The organism is Streptomyces sp. NPDC048278 (genome assembly GCF_040652195.1).
Taxonomy (GTDB): Bacteria; Actinomycetota; Actinomycetes; order Streptomycetales; family Streptomycetaceae; genus Streptomyces.
On record NZ_JBEZLP010000011.1, the window covers coordinates 112,727 to 128,976 of the forward strand.

Genomic DNA, 16,250 nt, shown 5'->3' on the forward strand with positions numbered 1-16,250 from the left:
GCAGGTCGCGCCGCCGCGCCCCGTCACCCCACGGCCGGCCCCCCGCCCGGCTGTTCGCCCCATCACCCCGCGCACGACACCCGACAACCACAGGAGCGTCCATGAGTTCCGACCTCACCCGCCGTCCCACCCGCCGCACTGTGCTCGCCACCGGTGCCGCCGTCGCAGGCGCGGCCACGCTGACCGGGCTGACCGGACCGTTCGCCCGGACCGCGTCCGCGGCCGGCCGCCACACCTCCGAGGCCAAGCCGACCGTCGTGCTGGTGCACGGCGGCTACGCCGATTCGTCGTGCTGGAACGGAGTCGTCCAGAAGCTGCAGGGGAAGGGGTACACCACGATCGCCGGGTCGAACCCGCTGCGGGGCATCCCCACCGACGCCCCGTACATCGCGAGCCTGCTGGACTCCGTCAGCGGCCCTGTCGTGCTGGTCGCGCACTCCATGGGCGGAACCGTCATCACCAACGCCGCCGCCGGAAAGAGCAACGTCAAGGCGCTGGTCTACATCGCGGCGTTCGTGCCCGACGTGGGCGAGACCCAGGGGGAACTCATCGACAAGTTCCCGGGCAGCGAGGTCCTGCCCGTGAGCGTGCCGGTTTCCTACAGGAAGCCCGACGGCACCACCGGGACCGACCTCTACCTGAGCAAGGACGGCCAGGCCGCCTTCGCCGCCGACATACCCGCCGCCGCGTTCCGCGTCCTCCAGGCCACCCAGCGGCCCTTCGACGCCGACTCCTTCACCTACCCGACCCGGGCCGCCGCGTGGCGGACGATCCCGTCGTGGGGGCTGGTCGCCGGCCAGGACAAGGCGATCCCGCCCGCCGCCGAACGCTGGATGTACAGCCGGGCGAACTTCCGCGAGGTCGTCGAAGTGCCGACCTCGTCCCACGTCGCCATGATCAGCCACCCGGACATCACCACCCGCCTCATCGAGGACGCCGCCCGGGCCACCTGCTGACACCGGGCCACGGTACGGCTTGCGGCGGGCTCAGAGGCTGCCCGGGCGGACCAGGCCGGTTCTCTTGACGCCGGTCAGGATGGGGGTGACGTCGATGGTGGTGACGTGAGGGAGGGCGCCGATGGTCTCGCTCAGGAAGAGGTAGAGCGCGTCGAGGTCGGCTGCGGCGACGGCCACGAGGAGGTTGGCGGGCCCGGTGACGGCGGAGGCGAAGCGGACCTGCGGGTGGCGGCTGAGCTGCCGGCCGGTGTCCTCCAGGCCGCCGGGGGCGACGGTGATCCACAGGACTGCCTCGGCGCGGATGCCGAGCCGGGCGAGGTCGACCTCGGTCGCGAGCCGCAGGATCTGGCCGGCGGTCAGTGCTTCGAGGCGGCGGCGGGCGGTGAGGGCGGTGGTGTCGGCGCGGTGGGCGAGGTCGGTGTAGGAGGCGCGTCCGTCCTCGACGAGTGCGGAGATCAGCTGGTGGTCGAGGGGCTGGAGGGACGGCCGGGCGGCTGCCTGGGGCATGTCGGGCCGCAGAGCGGCCAGTTCGGTCTCCGTCAGCAGGCCGCCGCTCCAGTCGAAGGCGGCCGGGAAGACCCGCAGCAGCACGTGTGAGGTCCAGGACTGGACGGCGGGGGTGGCGGGGAGGTCGCGCAGCAGCAGGTTGTTGCGGGCGTCCGGGCCGTCCAGGAAGAGGATGGTGCAGATCTCGTCGCCGCCGCCGAGGACGTCCACCCAGATGGTGTCGGGGCGGCGGGCGAGGGTGGCGGCGATGGCGCTGATCCGGTTGGGCTTGCAGCGGATGCGCAGGGCCAGCGGGATCAGGTCGGGGAAGTGCACGGGGTTGCGGACGGCCGTGGCCCGCAGGGACCCGTCGCCGAACAGCGGTGCCGCACGGCGTACGACGGTGCGCTCCGAGATGCCGAGGACGCGGCCGACCGTGCGCCAGGAGGCACGTGGGGCGGCCATCATCGCGGCGGCGATCCGGCTGTCCGTCTCATCCAATCGGTGGCGTGCTTTCTCCATGTTTCGAGATTCTATGTCTTTCTTTCTCGATTCGAGCGGGCGTTTCTGGCTCAGATTTCGATGCCTGCCTAGAAAGGTCCCGGAGCAACCGAGACGAGAGAGAGCAGGTGAGCACGGTGACCGGTATCGAGCGCGTGGTCGTGGAAACCGACCGGGGCAGGGTCAGGGGAGTCGTGGAGGGCGGGGCGGTCTCCTTCCGGGGCATCCCGTACGCCGCGTCGCCGGTGGGGGAGCTGCGGTTCGCGCCGCCGCGGTCGCACCCGGGCTGGACGGACGTGCGGGACGCGGCGCAGGCCGGACCGTCCGTGCCGCAGGCGGCCTCCCGGCTGGAGAAGGTACAGGGCAAGCGGGTACCGGACTGGAACGAGGACGGCAGCCTGACCGCCAACGTCTTCGCTCCGCGACGGGCGCCGGCGGACGGCGCGGCCCGCCCGGTCCTGGTCTGGTGGCACGGCGGCGGCTTCACCAGCGGTTCCGGCGGCTGGGACTGGTACGACGGCGCCCGCCTGGCCGCCCTGGGCGACATCGTGGTCGTCACCGCCAACTACCGTGTGGGACCGCTGGGTTACCTCTACCTGCCGCACATCGGCGCGGCCAACCTCGGCGCCCAGGACCAGGCCGCCGTACTGCGCTGGGTGCAGGACAACATCGCCTCCTTCGGCGGTGATCCGCGCACCGTGACCGTCGGCGGGCAGTCGGCGGGGGCCTACTCCTCCCTGATGCTGGCCCTCGACCCCGCGACGAACGGGTCCGTCACCCGGGTACTGCTGCAGAGCGGCCCCTTCGGCCTGCACCCGCAGGATCCCCACCAGGCCGCCGAGCACGCCGCCGCCTACCTGCGGCTGCTGGGCGTCCCGGACGGCACGGACACCGCGAAGGCCCTGCGTGCGCTGTCCGCCGAGCAGTTGCTCGACGCCTACGGCCGCCTCTCCGCCCAGCTCGCCGTTCCGGGCACCGCGGCCCCGCCGATGTACCCGGTCCTCGGTGCCCCCGGCCTGCCCCGCACCCGGCAACAGGCCCTCGCCGACGGCGCCCTGGAGGGCAAGCCCCTGCTGATCGGCACCACCCGCGACGAGGCCACCGCCTTCACCGCCTTCGACCCCCGCGTCCAGAACCTCACCGCGGTGCAGACCGACAGTCTGTTCCGCGACGGCTCGCTGGAGATCGCCGACCACCACGCGGCCGGCGGCAACACCACCTACGTCTACCAGTTCGACCACGCCCCCGCCGAGGACCCGTACGGCCTGGGTGCCACCCACTGCGCCGAACTCCCCTTCCTCTTCCACACCTTCGACGCCTACCCCGACAGCCCCCTCCTCGCCGGAGCCGGAGCCGGTGCCGGAGCCGGTGCCGGAGCCGGTGCCGCCGATGCCCAGCGAGCCCTGGGCCACGCCTTCGCGACCGCCGTCGCCGAGTTCGTCGCCACCGGAACGGCCGGCGACTGGCTGCCCTACGCCCCCGCGACCACGGCCCGCATCCGCCACTTCGGCTGAGAGGGGCGCGCGTCCGCTCCCCTCCACCCTGGCGTCCATCGGGGTGCCCGCATGTGACGGACGCCACATGTCCGTGTGCGAACTTCCGCGTCCGCCCTGCATCCAGTCCGCGTCGACCACGTTCGTTCTGGCTCACCAAGGAAGACTCAATGGGCTCAATGGGTTATTTTCGGGGATTCATCCCCTGGATCGTCGCCGGCTTCGTGTCGGGCTTCGTGGACTGGCGCTGGGGTGCGGCCAGCGGTTTCGCCTCGGGGCTGCTGCTCCTGCTTCAGGACCGCCGTCGTGGAGTCGACCTCGACGCGCTGATCCTGGAGACCAGCACCATCGTGTACTTCGCCGTGGTCGGAGCCGTCGCCCTCGCGAGGCCGCACTCGTCCCTGTCGCACCACACCGACGTCCTCTCCTTCGCCTGGCTCGCGGCCACGGCCTGGGGAACGCTGGCGATCCGCCGCCCCTTCACGCTGGGCATCGCCAAGCGCCAGACGCCACGCGAGTTCTGGGACATGCCGGAGTTCGTCCGGGTCAACAACCACATCACCGCCGCCTGGGGGACCGGCTTCACGTTCATCGGCGTCAGCCTGGCCGTCGCGGGCGCGGTGGACGCCCCCGCCTGGGTGGGCATCGCCGCTCACGTCGTCGGCCTCGTCGGGCCCGCCGTCTTCACGAAGGTCCATCCCGCCCGTGCCCAGGCGCGTCTGCAGGCCGCCCAGCCGCCGGTCACGGTCCTGCCGCAGTAGTCCACCCGGGCATCAGCTCACCCGTCCAAGAGGAGTGCGTACACATGAGTGCTGAAGCAAGGAACGTCGTCCTGGTCCACGGCGGGTTCGTCGACGGTTCGGGCTGGAAGGGGGTCTACGACCTGCTGACCGCCGACGGCTACACCGTCACCGTCGTCCAGAACCCCACCCTGTCCCTGGACGGCGACGTCGCCGCCACCAGGATGGTCCTCGACGCCCAGGACGGCCCGACCGTGCTCGTCGGCCACTCCTACGGCGGTGCGGTGATCTCCGAGGCGGGCAACCACGAGAAGGTGAGCGCGCTCGTGTACGTCACGGCGTTCGCGCCCGACAAGGACGAGTCCGTCAACACGCTGATCGCCGACCCGCCGCCCGGTGCGCCCGTCCCGCCGATCCTGCCGCCCCGCGACGGTTTCCTCTTCCTGGACCGGGAGAAGTTCGCCGCGTCCTTCGCCGCCGACCTGCCCGCCGACGAGGCCCGGTTCCTGGCCGACTCCCAGGTGCCCTGGGGCGTGGCCGCGCTGGGCGGGACCGTCACCCACCCCGCGTGGCGGGACAGGCCGAGCTTCTACCTGGTCGCCACCGAGGACCGTATGATCCCGCCGCCGGCCCAGCGCGCCATGGCCGAACGGGCCGGGGCGGCGGTGACCGAGACGAGCGGCAGCCACGCCGTGTACGTGTCGAAGCCCGCCGAGGTCGCCGCGCTGGTCAGGAAGGCCGCGTCGCCCGGACCGCGGGCATGACGGAAGGCGTGCCGGAAGGCATGACCGAGGGCGTGACCGAGGGCATGCCCGCTGGGTCGTCCCTTCCTCGCCACCTCCGGGGCCGGTTCGCGCCGGTCCCGGAGGAGCGTGCGGCGGCCGGCCTGACCGTGCGGGGTGCGCTGCCGCCCGAGTTGGACGGCCGCTATCTGCGCAACGGTCCCAACCCGCCGCCCGGTGAGGTCTCCGGGCACTGGTTCACCGGCTCCGGCATGCTGCACGGCATCCGCCTGCGCGGCGGGCGCGCCGAGTGGTACCGCAACCGGTGGGTGCGCACCCGGGAGTTGGCGGGGCACCCGTTCATCCGCGAGGACCGCACCGTCGACCTGGCGGCGACGCCCGCCAACACGCACGTGATCCGGCACGCCGGCATGGTGCTGGCCCTGTGCGAGGCGGGCCTGCCCTACTGGGTCACCGACGAGTTGGAGACCGTCGGGCCGTACGACTTCGGCGGGCGGCTGCGGACGGCGATGACCGCGCATCCCAAACGGGACCCCGTCACGGGCGAACTGCACCTGTTCGGCACCGGGTTCGCCCCGCCGTACCTCACCTATCACCGGGTCACCGCACAGGGAGAACTCCTCGACAGCCGGCCGGTCGAGGTGCCGGGGCCGACGATGATGCACGACTTCGCCGTCACCGCGCACCACATCGTGTGGCTGGACCTTCCCGTCGTCCTCGACCCCGTCCTGGCCGGACGCGGCGGCATGCCCTACCGGTGGGACGACGGGTACGGCGCCCGGCTCGGCATCATGTCCCGCGCGCCCGGCAGCACCGACGTGCGCTGGTACGACATCGATCCCTGCTACGTCTTCCACGTGGGCAACGCCTACGAGGACATCCACGGCCGGATCGTGCTGGACGCGGTACGCCACGACCCCGCGGGTTTCCGCGACGCGTGGTCCGGCATCGGCGGCCCGGTCGCGGTACGGGAACCGGGTCGCTCCCCGGCCGCCGCCCCCTCGGTCCTGCACCGCTGGACCCTGGACCCGGCCACCGGTCGCGTCACCGAGGCCCAACTGGACGACGGCGAAGCCGAGTTCCCCACCCACAACGAAGCCCGCACCGGACACCCTCACCGCTACCTCTACACGGTCTCCGGCGCCGCCATCGCCAAGCACGACCTCAGGACCGGCACCCGTCACCTCCACAGGACGCCCGGCAGCCGGCAGGCCGGCGAGGCCGTTTTCGTACCGGCGGCGGACGGCGCCGGCGAGGACGACGGCTGGCTGCTGTCGCTCGTCTCGGACGACCGAGGCCAGGCGGGCGAGCTGCTCGTCCTCGACGCCCGGGAGCTCGCCGTCCAGGCGGTGGTGGAGCTGCCGTACCCCGTCCCGGCAGGCTTCCACGGCAGCTGGCTGCCGGAACGGTCCTGACCGGAGCATGATGCGTTACCGAACCACGTCCCCACGGAGGCGTTCGCCCACCATGACAGCCGTCGACCCGCCCACGGACGAGGAACTCACCCGCCGGGCCCAGGCCGGTGAGACCGCGGCGCTCGGTCTGCTGCTCGCCCGCCACCAGGCGCCGATGCGGGCGGTGGCGCTGAGCCTGCTCGGCTACGGCCCCGACGCGGAGGACGCGGTGCAGGACGCCGCGCTGACCGCGCTGCGCCGCATCGGCGACGTACGCGACCCGGCGGCCGTGGGCGCGTGGCTGCGGGCGATCGTGCGCAACAGTTGCCGCATGCGGCTGCGCGCCGACCGGGACACACCGGCCCGTCCGGAAAGCCTCGACCGCCTGCACACGTGCCACGACGGGCTGCCGTATCCCCCGTATCGCTCATATCCCCCCTATCCCACGCAGCTCATGCATCCCGAGCGGGTCGTGGACCAGCACGCGATGCGCGACTGGATCTGGGACGCGCTGGAGCAACTGCCCGAGCCGCTGCGGCTGGTGCTGATGCTGCGCCACTTCAGCGGCATCACCTCCTACCGGGAGATCGCCCACGCCTGCGAGATCCCGGTCGGTACCGTGCGCAGCCGCCTCAACCAGGCCCGGGCCAAGCTCGCCAAGGTTCTGCTCACGACCGCCACGCACGTGCACGACGACGCCGCCCGGCTCACCGAGGACAGCCGGCAGGAGGCCGAGGTCACGCTGGAGGGCGCCCGGCGCGGCCGTCAGCCCAGGGAGATCCTGGAGCTGTGGCCGGCCGAGACCGAACTGGTCGGTGTCCTGAGCACGCCGGGCGAACGCTGCCATCCCATCCCGGCCATGCGCAGGAACCGGGAGAAAGGCGTGACCCAGCATCTGCGCCATGTGGTGGCCAGCCGTACCGTCACCATCTGGGAAATGGACGTCACCAACCCCGCCGGCAGCACCGACCCCTGCCCGCCGACCCTCGCCTGGCTCATGTTCCGCCGCAACAGGCGGGTCCGGACCCTCCGCGTGGTCTTCCCCGAGCCGTAGCGCTCTCACTGCTCCCGCCCGCCGGCACCGCCCGCACGAGGTGACCGACGCCGTCGTGGAGCCGGGTGCGCGCGCACGGACTGCGTCGGCGCGCAAGCACTCCGCGCCGACGCGAAAGACCGTCCTCGCCCCGCCTTGCAGAGTGGACAGCGTACGGACGGCCCGGTCCGCACACCGCCGCATGTGCCGGGCGCGTCGGCGCATCGGATCGTCGGCCCCGCCCGATCCCGCCCCTGCTGCATCCGATCAAGCCGACACCCCCGAGGCGACGGCGCAAGCCCGAAGGACCCACACGACCCCGCCCGCACAAGTGCAGAGCGTCCGCGGCCCCGTGGAGGCCGGCGACCTCGGCACCGTCCTGATGCACGAGCACGTGTTCGTGCTGAGCGAGGAGTTCCGGCAGAAACCTGGCGAAGAGCCGTGTCCTACCGAGCGAGGCGTGGCCAACCGCCCCGCCACGTCCTAATTCTCCGGCTCCCAGGCGCGGAGCAGGTCGAACAGCCCTGCGTCTCCGCCAACGTGCAAGGATTCGGCCGGGACACGGTCGTACAAGTAGAGGACCAACTCGCCGGCCGTGCCATGGATGGAGGCGCCGGCTGCGTCCGAGTCCTCGCCGGTCGTGGCTGTCGGCGCGGGGATGCGGGTGGAGCGTGCGCCGTCGCCGTCGACCGTGAGGCGCCAGGAGGGGCCCTCGGCGGCGTGGAAGTCGAAGGCCGTGGGCTTGTGCGGCCATGCACTGGACGTAGCGACGCAGGTGAACAGGAACTCCTCGACACCGTCGAGGGCGACCTCGACGGGCAGTGGCTGCGGGGCGCCCGCGGCGAGCTGGGCGTCGTAGGTGTGCACCGCGGTCTCCTGGGCCCGGTGCCGGACGACTCCGCCGGAGGTCCGCGGCGTCTGAAGGGCGCTCCACCACGCCCAGCAGCCGACGTCCGGTCCTGCCTCGCGCAAGGCGCTCAGCAGAAGCTGCGTCGACGCGGCCAGCCAGGCCAGCAGGGCCTCACGCTCCCGCGGCAATTCCAGAGCCGCCCGCGCAGCGGCGGCCTCGGCCGGGGGAGCGTCGGCGGGCCCCGCGCCGACGATGGCGGCCCAGAAACGGTCTCCCCCACCCAGGTGCTTCACCAGATCGAACAGCGTCCACCCGGGGCAGGTCGGCACCTGTGCGTCGAGACTGGGCGCGGCGGCGACCACGGCACGGAACGCGGTCGACCGTTCGTCGATCAGTCGCAGCAGGTCAGGGAAGTCAAGACTCTTTTCCACGCCGGATGTCTATCACCGTGCTCCGGTGATCGGACAGCGATTTTCACACTCGCCGCCGGTCGGCCATTGCGGACGCCGTCCTCGCCTTCGAGAGCGGGCCCGGCAGTTTTCGCAGATCCTCGTCCACGTGGGACGACCGTGCGCGTGAGTTCCGGTGTGCAGAGAACTTCTGCGTGCTGTTCTGCGTGGTCCGGCTCCGGCCGCGGGAGTTGACTGGGCGACACCGGCCGATCCTGTCCACACGGCGGGATCCTGTTCCCGGACCGCACCAAGTTCACCGACGCCCCCCTGCCTTGACGCGAACCAGTGCGCGGACCCCCTGACAGGTCTCGTCGCGGGCAGGGCACGCCGCGGCCCCTCTCCCTCGCCTCTGGCGCATGATCTGCTATCTGATGCGAGTAGGTGACATGTTTCCTGCTTTTCGGATCCGAATATGGCGGCCAATCGCAATCCAGCTTCTACAACTGTCTTGTCAGCGACACCCTTCGAAACGCTTCGAGCTCAGGGAGAAGACGATGACCGACCACGGAGCCGACCTGCTGATCCGCGCCGGTGCGGTGCACACGCTGGTGCCCGGCCAGGCCCCGCAGCGGGCGCTGGCGGTGCGCGGCGACCGGATCATGGCGATGTCCGCCGACCCGCACGGCCTCGACCACCTGGTGACCGCCGGGACCGAGATCCGTGACCTGCCCGGCGCCACCGTGCTGCCCGCCTTCGACGACACCCACACGCACCTGGTCTTCGCCGGGCTCGGTGCCCAGGACGTCCCGGTCCACCGGGCCCGCACCATCCCCGAGTTCCTCGACCTGATCCGGCAGCGGGCCGCGGTCACCCCCGAGGGCGAGTGGATCCGCACCACCACCAACTGGCAGGAACTGAACCTGGCCGAGCGCCGCATGCCCACCGCGGCCGAACTCGACACGGCCACCGACCGGCACCCCGTCCTGGTCAAGCGCGGCGGCCACAACGACGTCGTCAACCACTACGCGCTGCGCCTCGCGGGCATCACCGAGGACACCCCGGTACCGCCCGGCGGCACCATCGGCCGCGACGCCGACGGCAGGCTGAACGGCCGGCTGATCGACAACGCCCTGCAGCTGGTGGAACACCTGGTCCCGGCCCCCGACCGGGCCCAGCGCATCGAGGGTCTCCGCATCGCCTCCCGTGACTACGCCGCCACCGGCATCGGCACCGTCCGGGACTGCGCGGTGACCCCCGAGGACTACGCCGTGTACCTGGCCGCCGGCAAGGAGGGCGCCCTCCACACCCGGGTACGGGCGCTGATCTCGGCGCTCGGCATGACCAGCGCGGCCCAGGTCGAGGATCTGCTCGACACCATGGAGCAGTGGCGCGACGCCTCCGACCCGTGGCTGTCGGTCTGGGGGGTCAAGTTCGGCCTCGACGGCGGCCTGGAGGCCGGCGCCACCGAGGAGCCGTACGCCTGCGACCACTCCTTCTCCGGCATGCTGATCTGGGAGCCGGACGCGCTGGTCGAGGCCGTCGAGGCGGTGGTCAGGCGCGGCTGGCGGGTCGGCACCCACGCCTACGGCGACCGGGCGGTCCGCACGCTCCTCGACGTCTACGAACGCGTTTGGGACCGCAACCCCGGCCTGCCCGCCGGCACCCTGGTCATGGAGCACGGGGGCCTCGCCGGCCCCGAGCAGCGCGCCCGCGCCGTCGCCCTCGGCATCCCCGTCACCATCCAGCAGCCGTTGCTGCACGACACCGCCGAGGTCGAGGAGGGCTTCTGGGGCCCGGAACGGGTCGCGCGCCTCTTCCCGGCCCGCGGCTGGCTCGACCTGGGCGCGCAGGTCAGCGCGGGTTCCGACTTCCCGGTCGGCCAGTTCGGCGCGATGCGCTCGGTGTGGGGCATGACGACGCGGCAGACGGCCATCGGCGTCAAGGGCCCCGAGCACGCGATCGGTTACGACGAGGCGGTCACCCTGCACACCCTCAACGCCGCACGTCTGAACGGTGAGGAGAGTCTGCGCGGCACCCTCACCCCCGGCCGCCTCGCCGACCTCACCGTCTGGGACCAGGACCCCGCCCACTGCCCGAGCGACACCCTGCGCGACCTGACCCCCACCCACACCTTCGTCGGCGGCCTCCTGGTCACACCTGCCGACGCGCAGTAACCGACGGCGGTGCCCGCCCTTTCCGCGGGGCACGGGGCAGGGGAACTCGCTGTCGCGGATCAACCGGTACGCAGTCGTCGAGCCGATCCCGAGCGCTCGGGCAGAACGGCCCGCGCGAGGGGAGCGTCTGGTGTTCCACCCGTGTCGGTGTGAGTGAGGGCGCGTATGCCGGGCACTCGTGAGCGCGATGGTGGACAAGACCCTTCGTGTGGACCGTCGTATGCCGGGCGGATGTACGAGGCGATGCTTGGGCAGGGGATGTGATGTCCGGAGGAGCCGGTAACGCGGCCGAGCGAGCCCGGCGGGCCCGCTCGGACCGGCACACCCGGGTGACCGTCGTCGTCGCGCTCGTGGCGAATCTGGTCATCGCCGTCGCCAAGGCCGTCGGCGGGTTCGTCGCCTCCTCGCCCTCCCTGCTGTCCGAGGCCGCGCACTCGGTGGCCGACAGCCTCAACGAGGTCTTCCTGCTCACCGCGTTGCACCGCAGCCGGCGCCCGCCCGACCGGTGGCATCCGTTCGGCTACGGCAAGGAACGGTGGTTCTGGTCGCTGCTCGCCGCGATCGGCATCTTCGTCATGGGCGCCTGCTTCTCCTTCTTCCAGGCGGTAGAGGCCCTGCACAGCACCGAGACCGTGTCGGTGCCGCGCTACCTCGCCGGAATCGCCGTTCTCGCGGTCGCGCTGCTCGCCGAGGGCGGTTCGCTGCTGCGGGCGCTGTACCAGGCTCGTCGGCAGGGCGGTACGGCCCACGATCCCGCACATCGCACGGTCATCGCCGAGGACAGCGCCGCCGTGGTCGGAGTCGTTCTCGCCATGACGGGGATGGGACTGCACCTCGCGACCGGGAACCCGGCGTGGGAGGCGGCGGCCTCCCTGATCATCGGACTGCTGCTCGTGTACGTCGCCTACCGGCTGGCCCGCGAGTCCCGCGACCAGCTCATCGGCGCCGCCATCGAGCCCGAGCTGCGCACCGCCATCCGACGCATGCTCGACGGACAGCCGGAGATCGACAACGTCGCCGAGCTGCTCACCATGCGCCTCGGCCCGGACTCGGCACTCGTCGCCGCCCGGATCGACCTCGCCCCCGGTCTGGACAGCGAGGAGGTCGAGACGGTCGCCGAACGCATCAAGAAGGCCATGGCCGACCGATGGCCGCAGGCGGACCAGGTCTTCCTCGACATCACGGAGGCGCCACCGCACCCCGGGCGGTGAGTGCGCGCGGTCAGCGGTGACCGGCCTTGAACCCCGGCGAGTCATGGGAGGCGGTGGTCACGGCCTCCCAGGGTGCGCGTAGGCGTCGCCTCGGTTCCCGCCCCTGGCGCGGCCGAGGGCGGTCTCCAACTGCTTCTTGGTCATCGAGGAGCGGCCATGGACGTTGCGCGTCCTGGCCTCCTCGTACAACTGGTCCCTGGTCGGCCCCTCCGCGCCGCTGTGGGAGCGCTGCCCGCCGCGCTGGTAGGCGGACTTGGGGTCGCGGAGAGAGACTCCACCGGCGGTGTTCGACTCGCCCGACCTCGCGCGTTCCTTGTTGACCGTCCGCGCGGCGATCTCCTTGGCCCGCTCGGCGGACTCGCCCCGGTCCTGGGCGCTCTTCCTGATGTGCTCGTACTGTCGTTCACGCTTGGCACTCGACCCGGCAGGCATGTCGCTCCTCCTCCTCGCTGTTCTCACACCGAGACCGGCCGGCGGCTCAGAGGTGATCGTGCCGCCGGCCCCGTCGGGTTGGTTCAGGTGGTCAGCAGACGGTTGAAGAACGATCGGTAGTGGCGCAGGGCCGTACGCAGGGCTTCGGTGTCCGCCTCGCCGCCTTGGTTCCACTGGCCTTCGAGTTCCTTCTTGTGCTCGTCGAACGTCGCGGCAAGTGTCTGCATGACACCGGCGACCAGGCTGTCCGCGTCCTGTACGGCGTTGCGCGGGTCGTCGACGAACGCGGTCTGGACCTTCGACCAGCGTTGGCGGAAGTCCTCCTCGTCCTGCGGCGTCAGCAGCTGCGGCAGCTCGTCCGCGTCCCCGGCCCGTGCCGCTGTCACGGGAGCGTCCGCGTCGTCGGCCCCGATGTCGTTCACGTCGGCTCGTTCGTCGTTCTCGCCGGGGTACACCGGGGGCGGCGAGGTGCGGTCCGGCGCTGTCCCGGTCGCGCGAGGCTGTGCGAGATCCTCGGTGGACAGCGCGGTGTCGGTGGTGTGCTGGGTGTCGTTGCGTTCCATGTCGCCTCCGTCGGATCGTCGGATCCCGGCCGCTCGGGTGTCAGGCCGTGGCATGGCGGGTCTGGCCGCCGTCGAGGAGAAGTTCGTCGAACAGCGCGCGGTAGTGCACCATGGCGCTGCGCAGCTGCTCGGTGGTGGCCCTGTGGCTCGTGCCGAGCATGTCGATCTCGTGAGCGGCCCGGTAGTGGTCAAGGGTGCGGCCGTGTTCCACGGAGAGATCCTTGAGCTGCTGGTCGTAGCTTCCGGTGGGATAGCCGCGCGCCTCCATCAGCGACGTCACCAGCCGGTCCGCGTCGTGCACGGCGTCCTCGGGCCGGTCGACGAACTCGTGCTGCACCTCCTCCCAGTCCCGGCTGTAGCGCTCCCGGACACCGTCGGGCAGTGGCTTGATGTCGAACGTGTCATGTCGCTTCTCGCGCGTACTGAGCTCGCGTTCCGCGGCCAGTCGGCTGTCCGCGCCGTCGACCGCCCTTTCGTACTCCGGGCCGAACCTCTCGCGCAGAGCCCTGCGTCGCTGGAAGGGGACAGCCAGGGCGATCAGCGCGGCGACCACCACAATGGGAATGACAATCGCCAGAAGCGTGCCGGTAGACATCGGACCGACCTCCTTTCCGATCATTGGATGTCGTTCCGGGTACCCCTTCTGCTTCGGATATTCCAAGCGCGCCGAAAGAGAGCCGAAAGAGAGCGGAGAGGACGTTTGGTACGGCTTCTCGGGGTCACGCGTCTGGTACAGCGGACACCTGAGAGAGGAAAATCATGAAAGCCTCCGGCGACAATGACACACCTCCAGTCGGCGAGAAGACGCGGCAACGGTCTGCGGAGCAACGGAATGTCACCGCGCCCACGCCGCGGGATGTCCGGGAAAAGGCCGGAAACCCCGAGAACGCCGAGAACGCCGAGAACAGGGACGAGCCCAAATCCCCGACCGGGGACGACAACTGACCGCCGGGCGGCTCCGGCACACCACGAGGAGCTACACGGTCATGGCGGCCAGCAGGACCGCCACCCCGACGGTGAGCCGGGCGACGTAGTCACCGAGGTGTCCCCAGTGCTGCCGCCGCAGGGGGACGATCACGTGCCGCCCCACGGTCCCGCAGACGGTTCTGACCGGGGCCGCGAGCGGTGAGCGACGTCGGGGACCGGCGCGGACGGCGCTACGGGGTGTCCCAGGGCTGCGCCGGCGTAGCCGGTGCGGTCGGTGAACTGCCGGGCGGTACGGGCCAGGTCGGCACCGAGGCCTGGTAATCGCCTGGTGGGCTGCGCTGCCAGTGCCGTGCGCATCTCCCCTCCCCACCCGCATGCGTCGGTCGTCGCGGACCAGCAACGTGTACCGCGTTCGGCCGACGCCATGCCCCACGCACGCCGGGGAACGCGGTCCGTCGGGGCGAGTGTCACCGCGATGGCGCGTCGTGCGTGGAGGCCTCGCCCTCCTCGTCCTCCTCGGCTTCCTCCTCCTCGTACTCGTCCTCCTCTTCCGGGTACTCCTCCTCCGGCGCCGCTTCCTCTTCCTCTTCGCCGTACTCGTCCTCGGGCTCCTCGTCCTCGTACTCCGCCTCTTCCTCCTCCAGCGCCTCCTCGTGCGTGCGCACGACCTCGCCCTCGCGGATCTCACCGCGCCAGCCGTCGGCGGCCTCGTCGGAGAGGGTGACGTAGCGCTGGAAGTGCTTGGCATCGAGCCGCAGTCGGCGTCCCTGGGCGCGCCAGAGGTTGCCGGTCTTCTCGAAGAGACCCGAGGGGTAGTACTCGACGACGAGCACGATGCGGGTGAGCGTGGGCGTCAGTTCATGGAAGCTGACGCACCCCTTGGTGCTGCCCTTGGCGCCGTCCGAAGTCCACACGATGCGCTCGTCCGGGACCTGTTCCTGGACGGTGGCCTTCCACGAGCGGGTGGACGGGCCGACCTTCACCTTCCAGTCGCTGCTGGTGTCGTCCCCCTGCGACACACTGCGCACGCCCTTGGTGAAGGAGCTGAACTTCTCGAACCGGGTCCAGTGGTCGTAGGCGACACGGACGGGGACACCCACGTCCAGGTGCTCGATGATGGTCGTCGCCTTCTGGGTGCCGGACTTGCGGCCCTTGCCGCCGCCGAACAGACCCGAAACCTTCTCGACCGCGCTGTCCTTGAGGCTTTTCGCCTTCTCGCCGATCAGCGCCTTGAGGGGGGAGTCCCCCTGGAGGACGCGGGCGCCGACCTTGGGCAGAACGCCGCCGTTCTCGGCCACGTCCAGCAACTGGTCGGTGAGGCCTTCCACTTTGTCGCCCGCCACGTCCGCGAGATGCTCCACCTGGGCACCGAGGTAGTCGACGAGCTCGTCGCGCAACCGGTCGAGGCCGGAGAGATCGGCCTCCGCGGTCTTCTGCGCCGTCTTCACCATGGCCTACCTCCTCCGCGGGGACGCCTTCTTGGCCGTCGCCTTCTTCGGAGTGGTCTTTCTCGGAGCGGTCTTCCTGGGAGCGGTCTTCTTCGCGGCGGCCTTCTTGGCCGGTGCGGCGCTCCTCTTCGCGGCGGACTTCCGTGCCGGAGCCGCCTTCTTGGCGGTCGCCTTCTTCGCGGGCTGTGCCTTCTTGGCAGTGGTCTTGCGCGCCGTCGTCCTGCGCGCCGTCGTCTTGTGCGGTGCGGACCGCGCGGACGGGCGCTTGGCCGTGCGGCGGCGGGGCGCTTCCGGTGCTTCTTCCGTGGCGTCCTCAGCGCTACGACCGGACCGCCGACGCCTGGACGTCAACCTCCGGGCCCTGGGCGCCTCTTCTTCCCCTTCTTCCTCCTCCTCTTCCGGCTCCTCCTCTTCGTCCGCCGTCGCCTCGTCCTCGTCCTCGTACTCCTCCTCTCCCTCCTCTTCCTCTTCCTCCTCCTCGTTTCCGATGCGCGCGGTCCGCTCGTGCAGGGCGTCGGCGAGGTCGGCGAGTTTGCGGTCGGCGGCTGCGACGAGAGCCTGTCGGCCGGCGTCCTTGAACTCGCCGCTCACCTGATCGCTGAGATCCGCGACCTGCGGAATGTCCTGGAGCTTGCGCAGCCCTTCGGTGAGCAGCTGCTGGGGTTCGAGGCCGAAACGGCGGCCCGCGAGAAAGGTGGCGAGCCCGAAGGCGAGTCGCCCTTTCTTGGCGCGGCCGAGGACATAGCCTCCGGCGACTGCGGCAGCGAGCGCGATCTTCGTCGAATCTTTCATCGATCATTCCCTCCGGCGAGCCGCTACGCGGTCGCACGGCGGCGCGCGGTCGCCATCGGCCCGTCGCGGCACACTTTCAAGATGTATATGGTGAAATTGTACATTTGAGTGACGG

General features: G+C 71.2%; 16 protein-coding genes. 9 read left to right on the forward strand and 7 right to left on the reverse strand.

The window, feature by feature from the left end:
• The first annotated feature begins 101 nt into the window (after positions 1–101).
• The gene (locus tag AB0D74_RS20720) at positions 102–956 is read left to right on the forward strand and encodes an alpha/beta hydrolase (protein WP_362588616.1); all 855 of its coding nucleotides are present in this window, start codon (positions 102–104) and stop codon (positions 954–956) included.
• 30 nt (positions 957–986) lie between these two features.
• On the opposite strand, the gene AB0D74_RS20725 is transcribed toward AB0D74_RS20720, so the two are convergent.
• Complete coding sequence (locus tag AB0D74_RS20725; protein WP_362588619.1) at positions 987–1,964, reverse strand: Lrp/AsnC family transcriptional regulator; 978 nt, start codon at positions 1,962–1,964, stop codon at positions 987–989.
• Between the two features lie 107 nt (positions 1,965–2,071).
• On the opposite strand from AB0D74_RS20725, the gene AB0D74_RS20730 reads away from it, so the two are divergent.
• The 5 genes from AB0D74_RS20730 (at position 2,072) to AB0D74_RS20750 (ending at position 7,367) form a co-directional block, all read left to right on the forward strand.
• Complete coding sequence (locus AB0D74_RS20730) at positions 2,072–3,457, forward strand: carboxylesterase family protein (RefSeq protein WP_362588622.1); 1,386 nt, start codon at positions 2,072–2,074, stop codon at positions 3,455–3,457.
• 158 nt (positions 3,458–3,615) lie between these two features.
• Positions 3,616–4,197 carry a hypothetical protein gene (locus AB0D74_RS20735; RefSeq protein WP_362588625.1) on the forward strand — a complete coding sequence of 194 codons (582 nt, stop codon included), beginning with the start codon at positions 3,616–3,618 and terminating at the stop codon, positions 4,195–4,197.
• A 44-nt stretch (positions 4,198–4,241) separates the two neighbouring features.
• On the forward strand, positions 4,242–4,940 hold the full coding sequence (locus tag AB0D74_RS20740; protein WP_362588628.1) for an alpha/beta hydrolase: 699 nt from the start codon (positions 4,242–4,244) through the stop codon (positions 4,938–4,940).
• Positions 4,941–4,984: 44 nt separating this feature from the next.
• Positions 4,985–6,334 carry a carotenoid oxygenase family protein gene (locus AB0D74_RS20745; RefSeq protein ID WP_362589068.1) on the forward strand — a complete coding sequence of 450 codons (1,350 nt, stop codon included), beginning with the start codon at positions 4,985–4,987 and terminating at the stop codon, positions 6,332–6,334.
• Between the two features lie 52 nt (positions 6,335–6,386).
• Complete coding sequence (locus AB0D74_RS20750; RefSeq protein ID WP_362588631.1) at positions 6,387–7,367, forward strand: sigma-70 family RNA polymerase sigma factor; 981 nt, start codon at positions 6,387–6,389, stop codon at positions 7,365–7,367.
• Between the two features lie 462 nt (positions 7,368–7,829).
• Here AB0D74_RS20750 and AB0D74_RS20755 read toward each other — a convergent pair whose 3' ends face one another.
• Positions 7,830–8,627 (reverse strand): maleylpyruvate isomerase family mycothiol-dependent enzyme, encoded by a 798-nt coding sequence (locus AB0D74_RS20755; RefSeq protein WP_362588634.1) that lies wholly within the window; start codon positions 8,625–8,627, stop codon positions 7,830–7,832.
• A 515-nt stretch (positions 8,628–9,142) separates the two neighbouring features.
• Between AB0D74_RS20755 and AB0D74_RS20760 the strand changes: the two genes are divergently transcribed.
• Positions 9,143–10,762 carry an amidohydrolase gene (locus AB0D74_RS20760; RefSeq protein WP_362588637.1) on the forward strand — a complete coding sequence of 540 codons (1,620 nt, stop codon included), beginning with the start codon at positions 9,143–9,145 and terminating at the stop codon, positions 10,760–10,762.
• A 263-nt stretch (positions 10,763–11,025) separates the two neighbouring features.
• Positions 11,026–11,973 carry a cation diffusion facilitator family transporter gene (locus AB0D74_RS20765; RefSeq protein ID WP_362588640.1) on the forward strand — a complete coding sequence of 316 codons (948 nt, stop codon included), beginning with the start codon at positions 11,026–11,028 and terminating at the stop codon, positions 11,971–11,973.
• Between the two features lie 57 nt (positions 11,974–12,030).
• Here the strand turns inward: AB0D74_RS20765 and AB0D74_RS20770 are convergent, their stop codons facing one another.
• The 3 genes from AB0D74_RS20770 to AB0D74_RS20780 form a co-directional block, all read right to left on the reverse strand.
• The gene (locus AB0D74_RS20770) at positions 12,031–12,405 is read right to left on the reverse strand and encodes a plasmid stabilization protein (RefSeq protein ID WP_362588643.1); all 375 of its coding nucleotides are present in this window, start codon (positions 12,403–12,405) and stop codon (positions 12,031–12,033) included.
• An 83-nt stretch (positions 12,406–12,488) separates the two neighbouring features.
• Entirely contained in the window at positions 12,489–12,968 is a 480-nt protein-coding gene (locus AB0D74_RS20775; RefSeq protein WP_362588646.1) for a hypothetical protein, read from the reverse strand.
• A gap of 40 nt (positions 12,969–13,008) precedes the next feature.
• A complete protein-coding gene (locus AB0D74_RS20780) occupies positions 13,009–13,563 on the reverse strand; it encodes a hypothetical protein (protein WP_362588649.1) in 555 nt (184 codons plus the stop codon).
• A 530-nt stretch (positions 13,564–14,093) separates the two neighbouring features.
• On the opposite strand from AB0D74_RS20780, the gene AB0D74_RS20785 reads away from it, so the two are divergent.
• On the forward strand, positions 14,094–14,216 hold the full coding sequence (locus AB0D74_RS20785; protein WP_362588652.1) for a hypothetical protein: 123 nt from the start codon (positions 14,094–14,096) through the stop codon (positions 14,214–14,216).
• 146 nt (positions 14,217–14,362) lie between these two features.
• Here the strand turns inward: AB0D74_RS20785 and AB0D74_RS20790 are convergent, their stop codons facing one another.
• Together AB0D74_RS20790 and AB0D74_RS20795 are read right to left on the reverse strand one after the other, a co-directional pair.
• Positions 14,363–15,346: an SRPBCC family protein gene (locus AB0D74_RS20790; protein ID WP_362588655.1), complete on the reverse strand. Its 984-nt coding sequence runs from the start codon at positions 15,344–15,346 to the stop codon at positions 14,363–14,365.
• 3 nt (positions 15,347–15,349) lie between these two features.
• Entirely contained in the window at positions 15,350–16,135 is a 786-nt protein-coding gene (locus AB0D74_RS20795; RefSeq protein WP_362588658.1) for a histone protein, read from the reverse strand.
• Between the last annotated feature and the right edge of the window lie 115 nt (positions 16,136–16,250).

Coding starts and splice junctions, on each gene's coding strand:
- AB0D74_RS20740 (WP_362588628.1), top strand. CDS start 4,242: ATGAGTGCTGAAGCAAGGAACGTCGTCCTGGTCCACGGCGGGTTCGTC.
- AB0D74_RS20780 (WP_362588649.1), bottom strand. CDS start 13,563: ATGTCTACCGGCACGCTTCTGGCGATTGTCATTCCCATTGTGGTGGTC.
- AB0D74_RS20765 (WP_362588640.1), top strand. CDS start 11,026: ATGTCCGGAGGAGCCGGTAACGCGGCCGAGCGAGCCCGGCGGGCCCGC.
- AB0D74_RS20750 (WP_362588631.1), top strand. CDS start 6,387: ATGACAGCCGTCGACCCGCCCACGGACGAGGAACTCACCCGCCGGGCC.
- AB0D74_RS20735 (WP_362588625.1), top strand. CDS start 3,616: ATGGGTTATTTTCGGGGATTCATCCCCTGGATCGTCGCCGGCTTCGTG.
- AB0D74_RS20795 (WP_362588658.1), bottom strand. CDS start 16,135: ATGAAAGATTCGACGAAGATCGCGCTCGCTGCCGCAGTCGCCGGAGGC.
- AB0D74_RS20725 (WP_362588619.1), bottom strand. CDS start 1,964: ATGGAGAAAGCACGCCACCGATTGGATGAGACGGACAGCCGGATCGCC.
- AB0D74_RS20790 (WP_362588655.1), bottom strand. CDS start 15,346: ATGGTGAAGACGGCGCAGAAGACCGCGGAGGCCGATCTCTCCGGCCTC.
- AB0D74_RS20745 (WP_362589068.1), top strand. CDS start 4,985: ATGCCCGCTGGGTCGTCCCTTCCTCGCCACCTCCGGGGCCGGTTCGCG.
- AB0D74_RS20720 (WP_362588616.1), top strand. CDS start 102: ATGAGTTCCGACCTCACCCGCCGTCCCACCCGCCGCACTGTGCTCGCC.
- AB0D74_RS20775 (WP_362588646.1), bottom strand. CDS start 12,968: ATGGAACGCAACGACACCCAGCACACCACCGACACCGCGCTGTCCACC.
- AB0D74_RS20760 (WP_362588637.1), top strand. CDS start 9,143: ATGACCGACCACGGAGCCGACCTGCTGATCCGCGCCGGTGCGGTGCAC.
- AB0D74_RS20770 (WP_362588643.1), bottom strand. CDS start 12,405: ATGCCTGCCGGGTCGAGTGCCAAGCGTGAACGACAGTACGAGCACATC.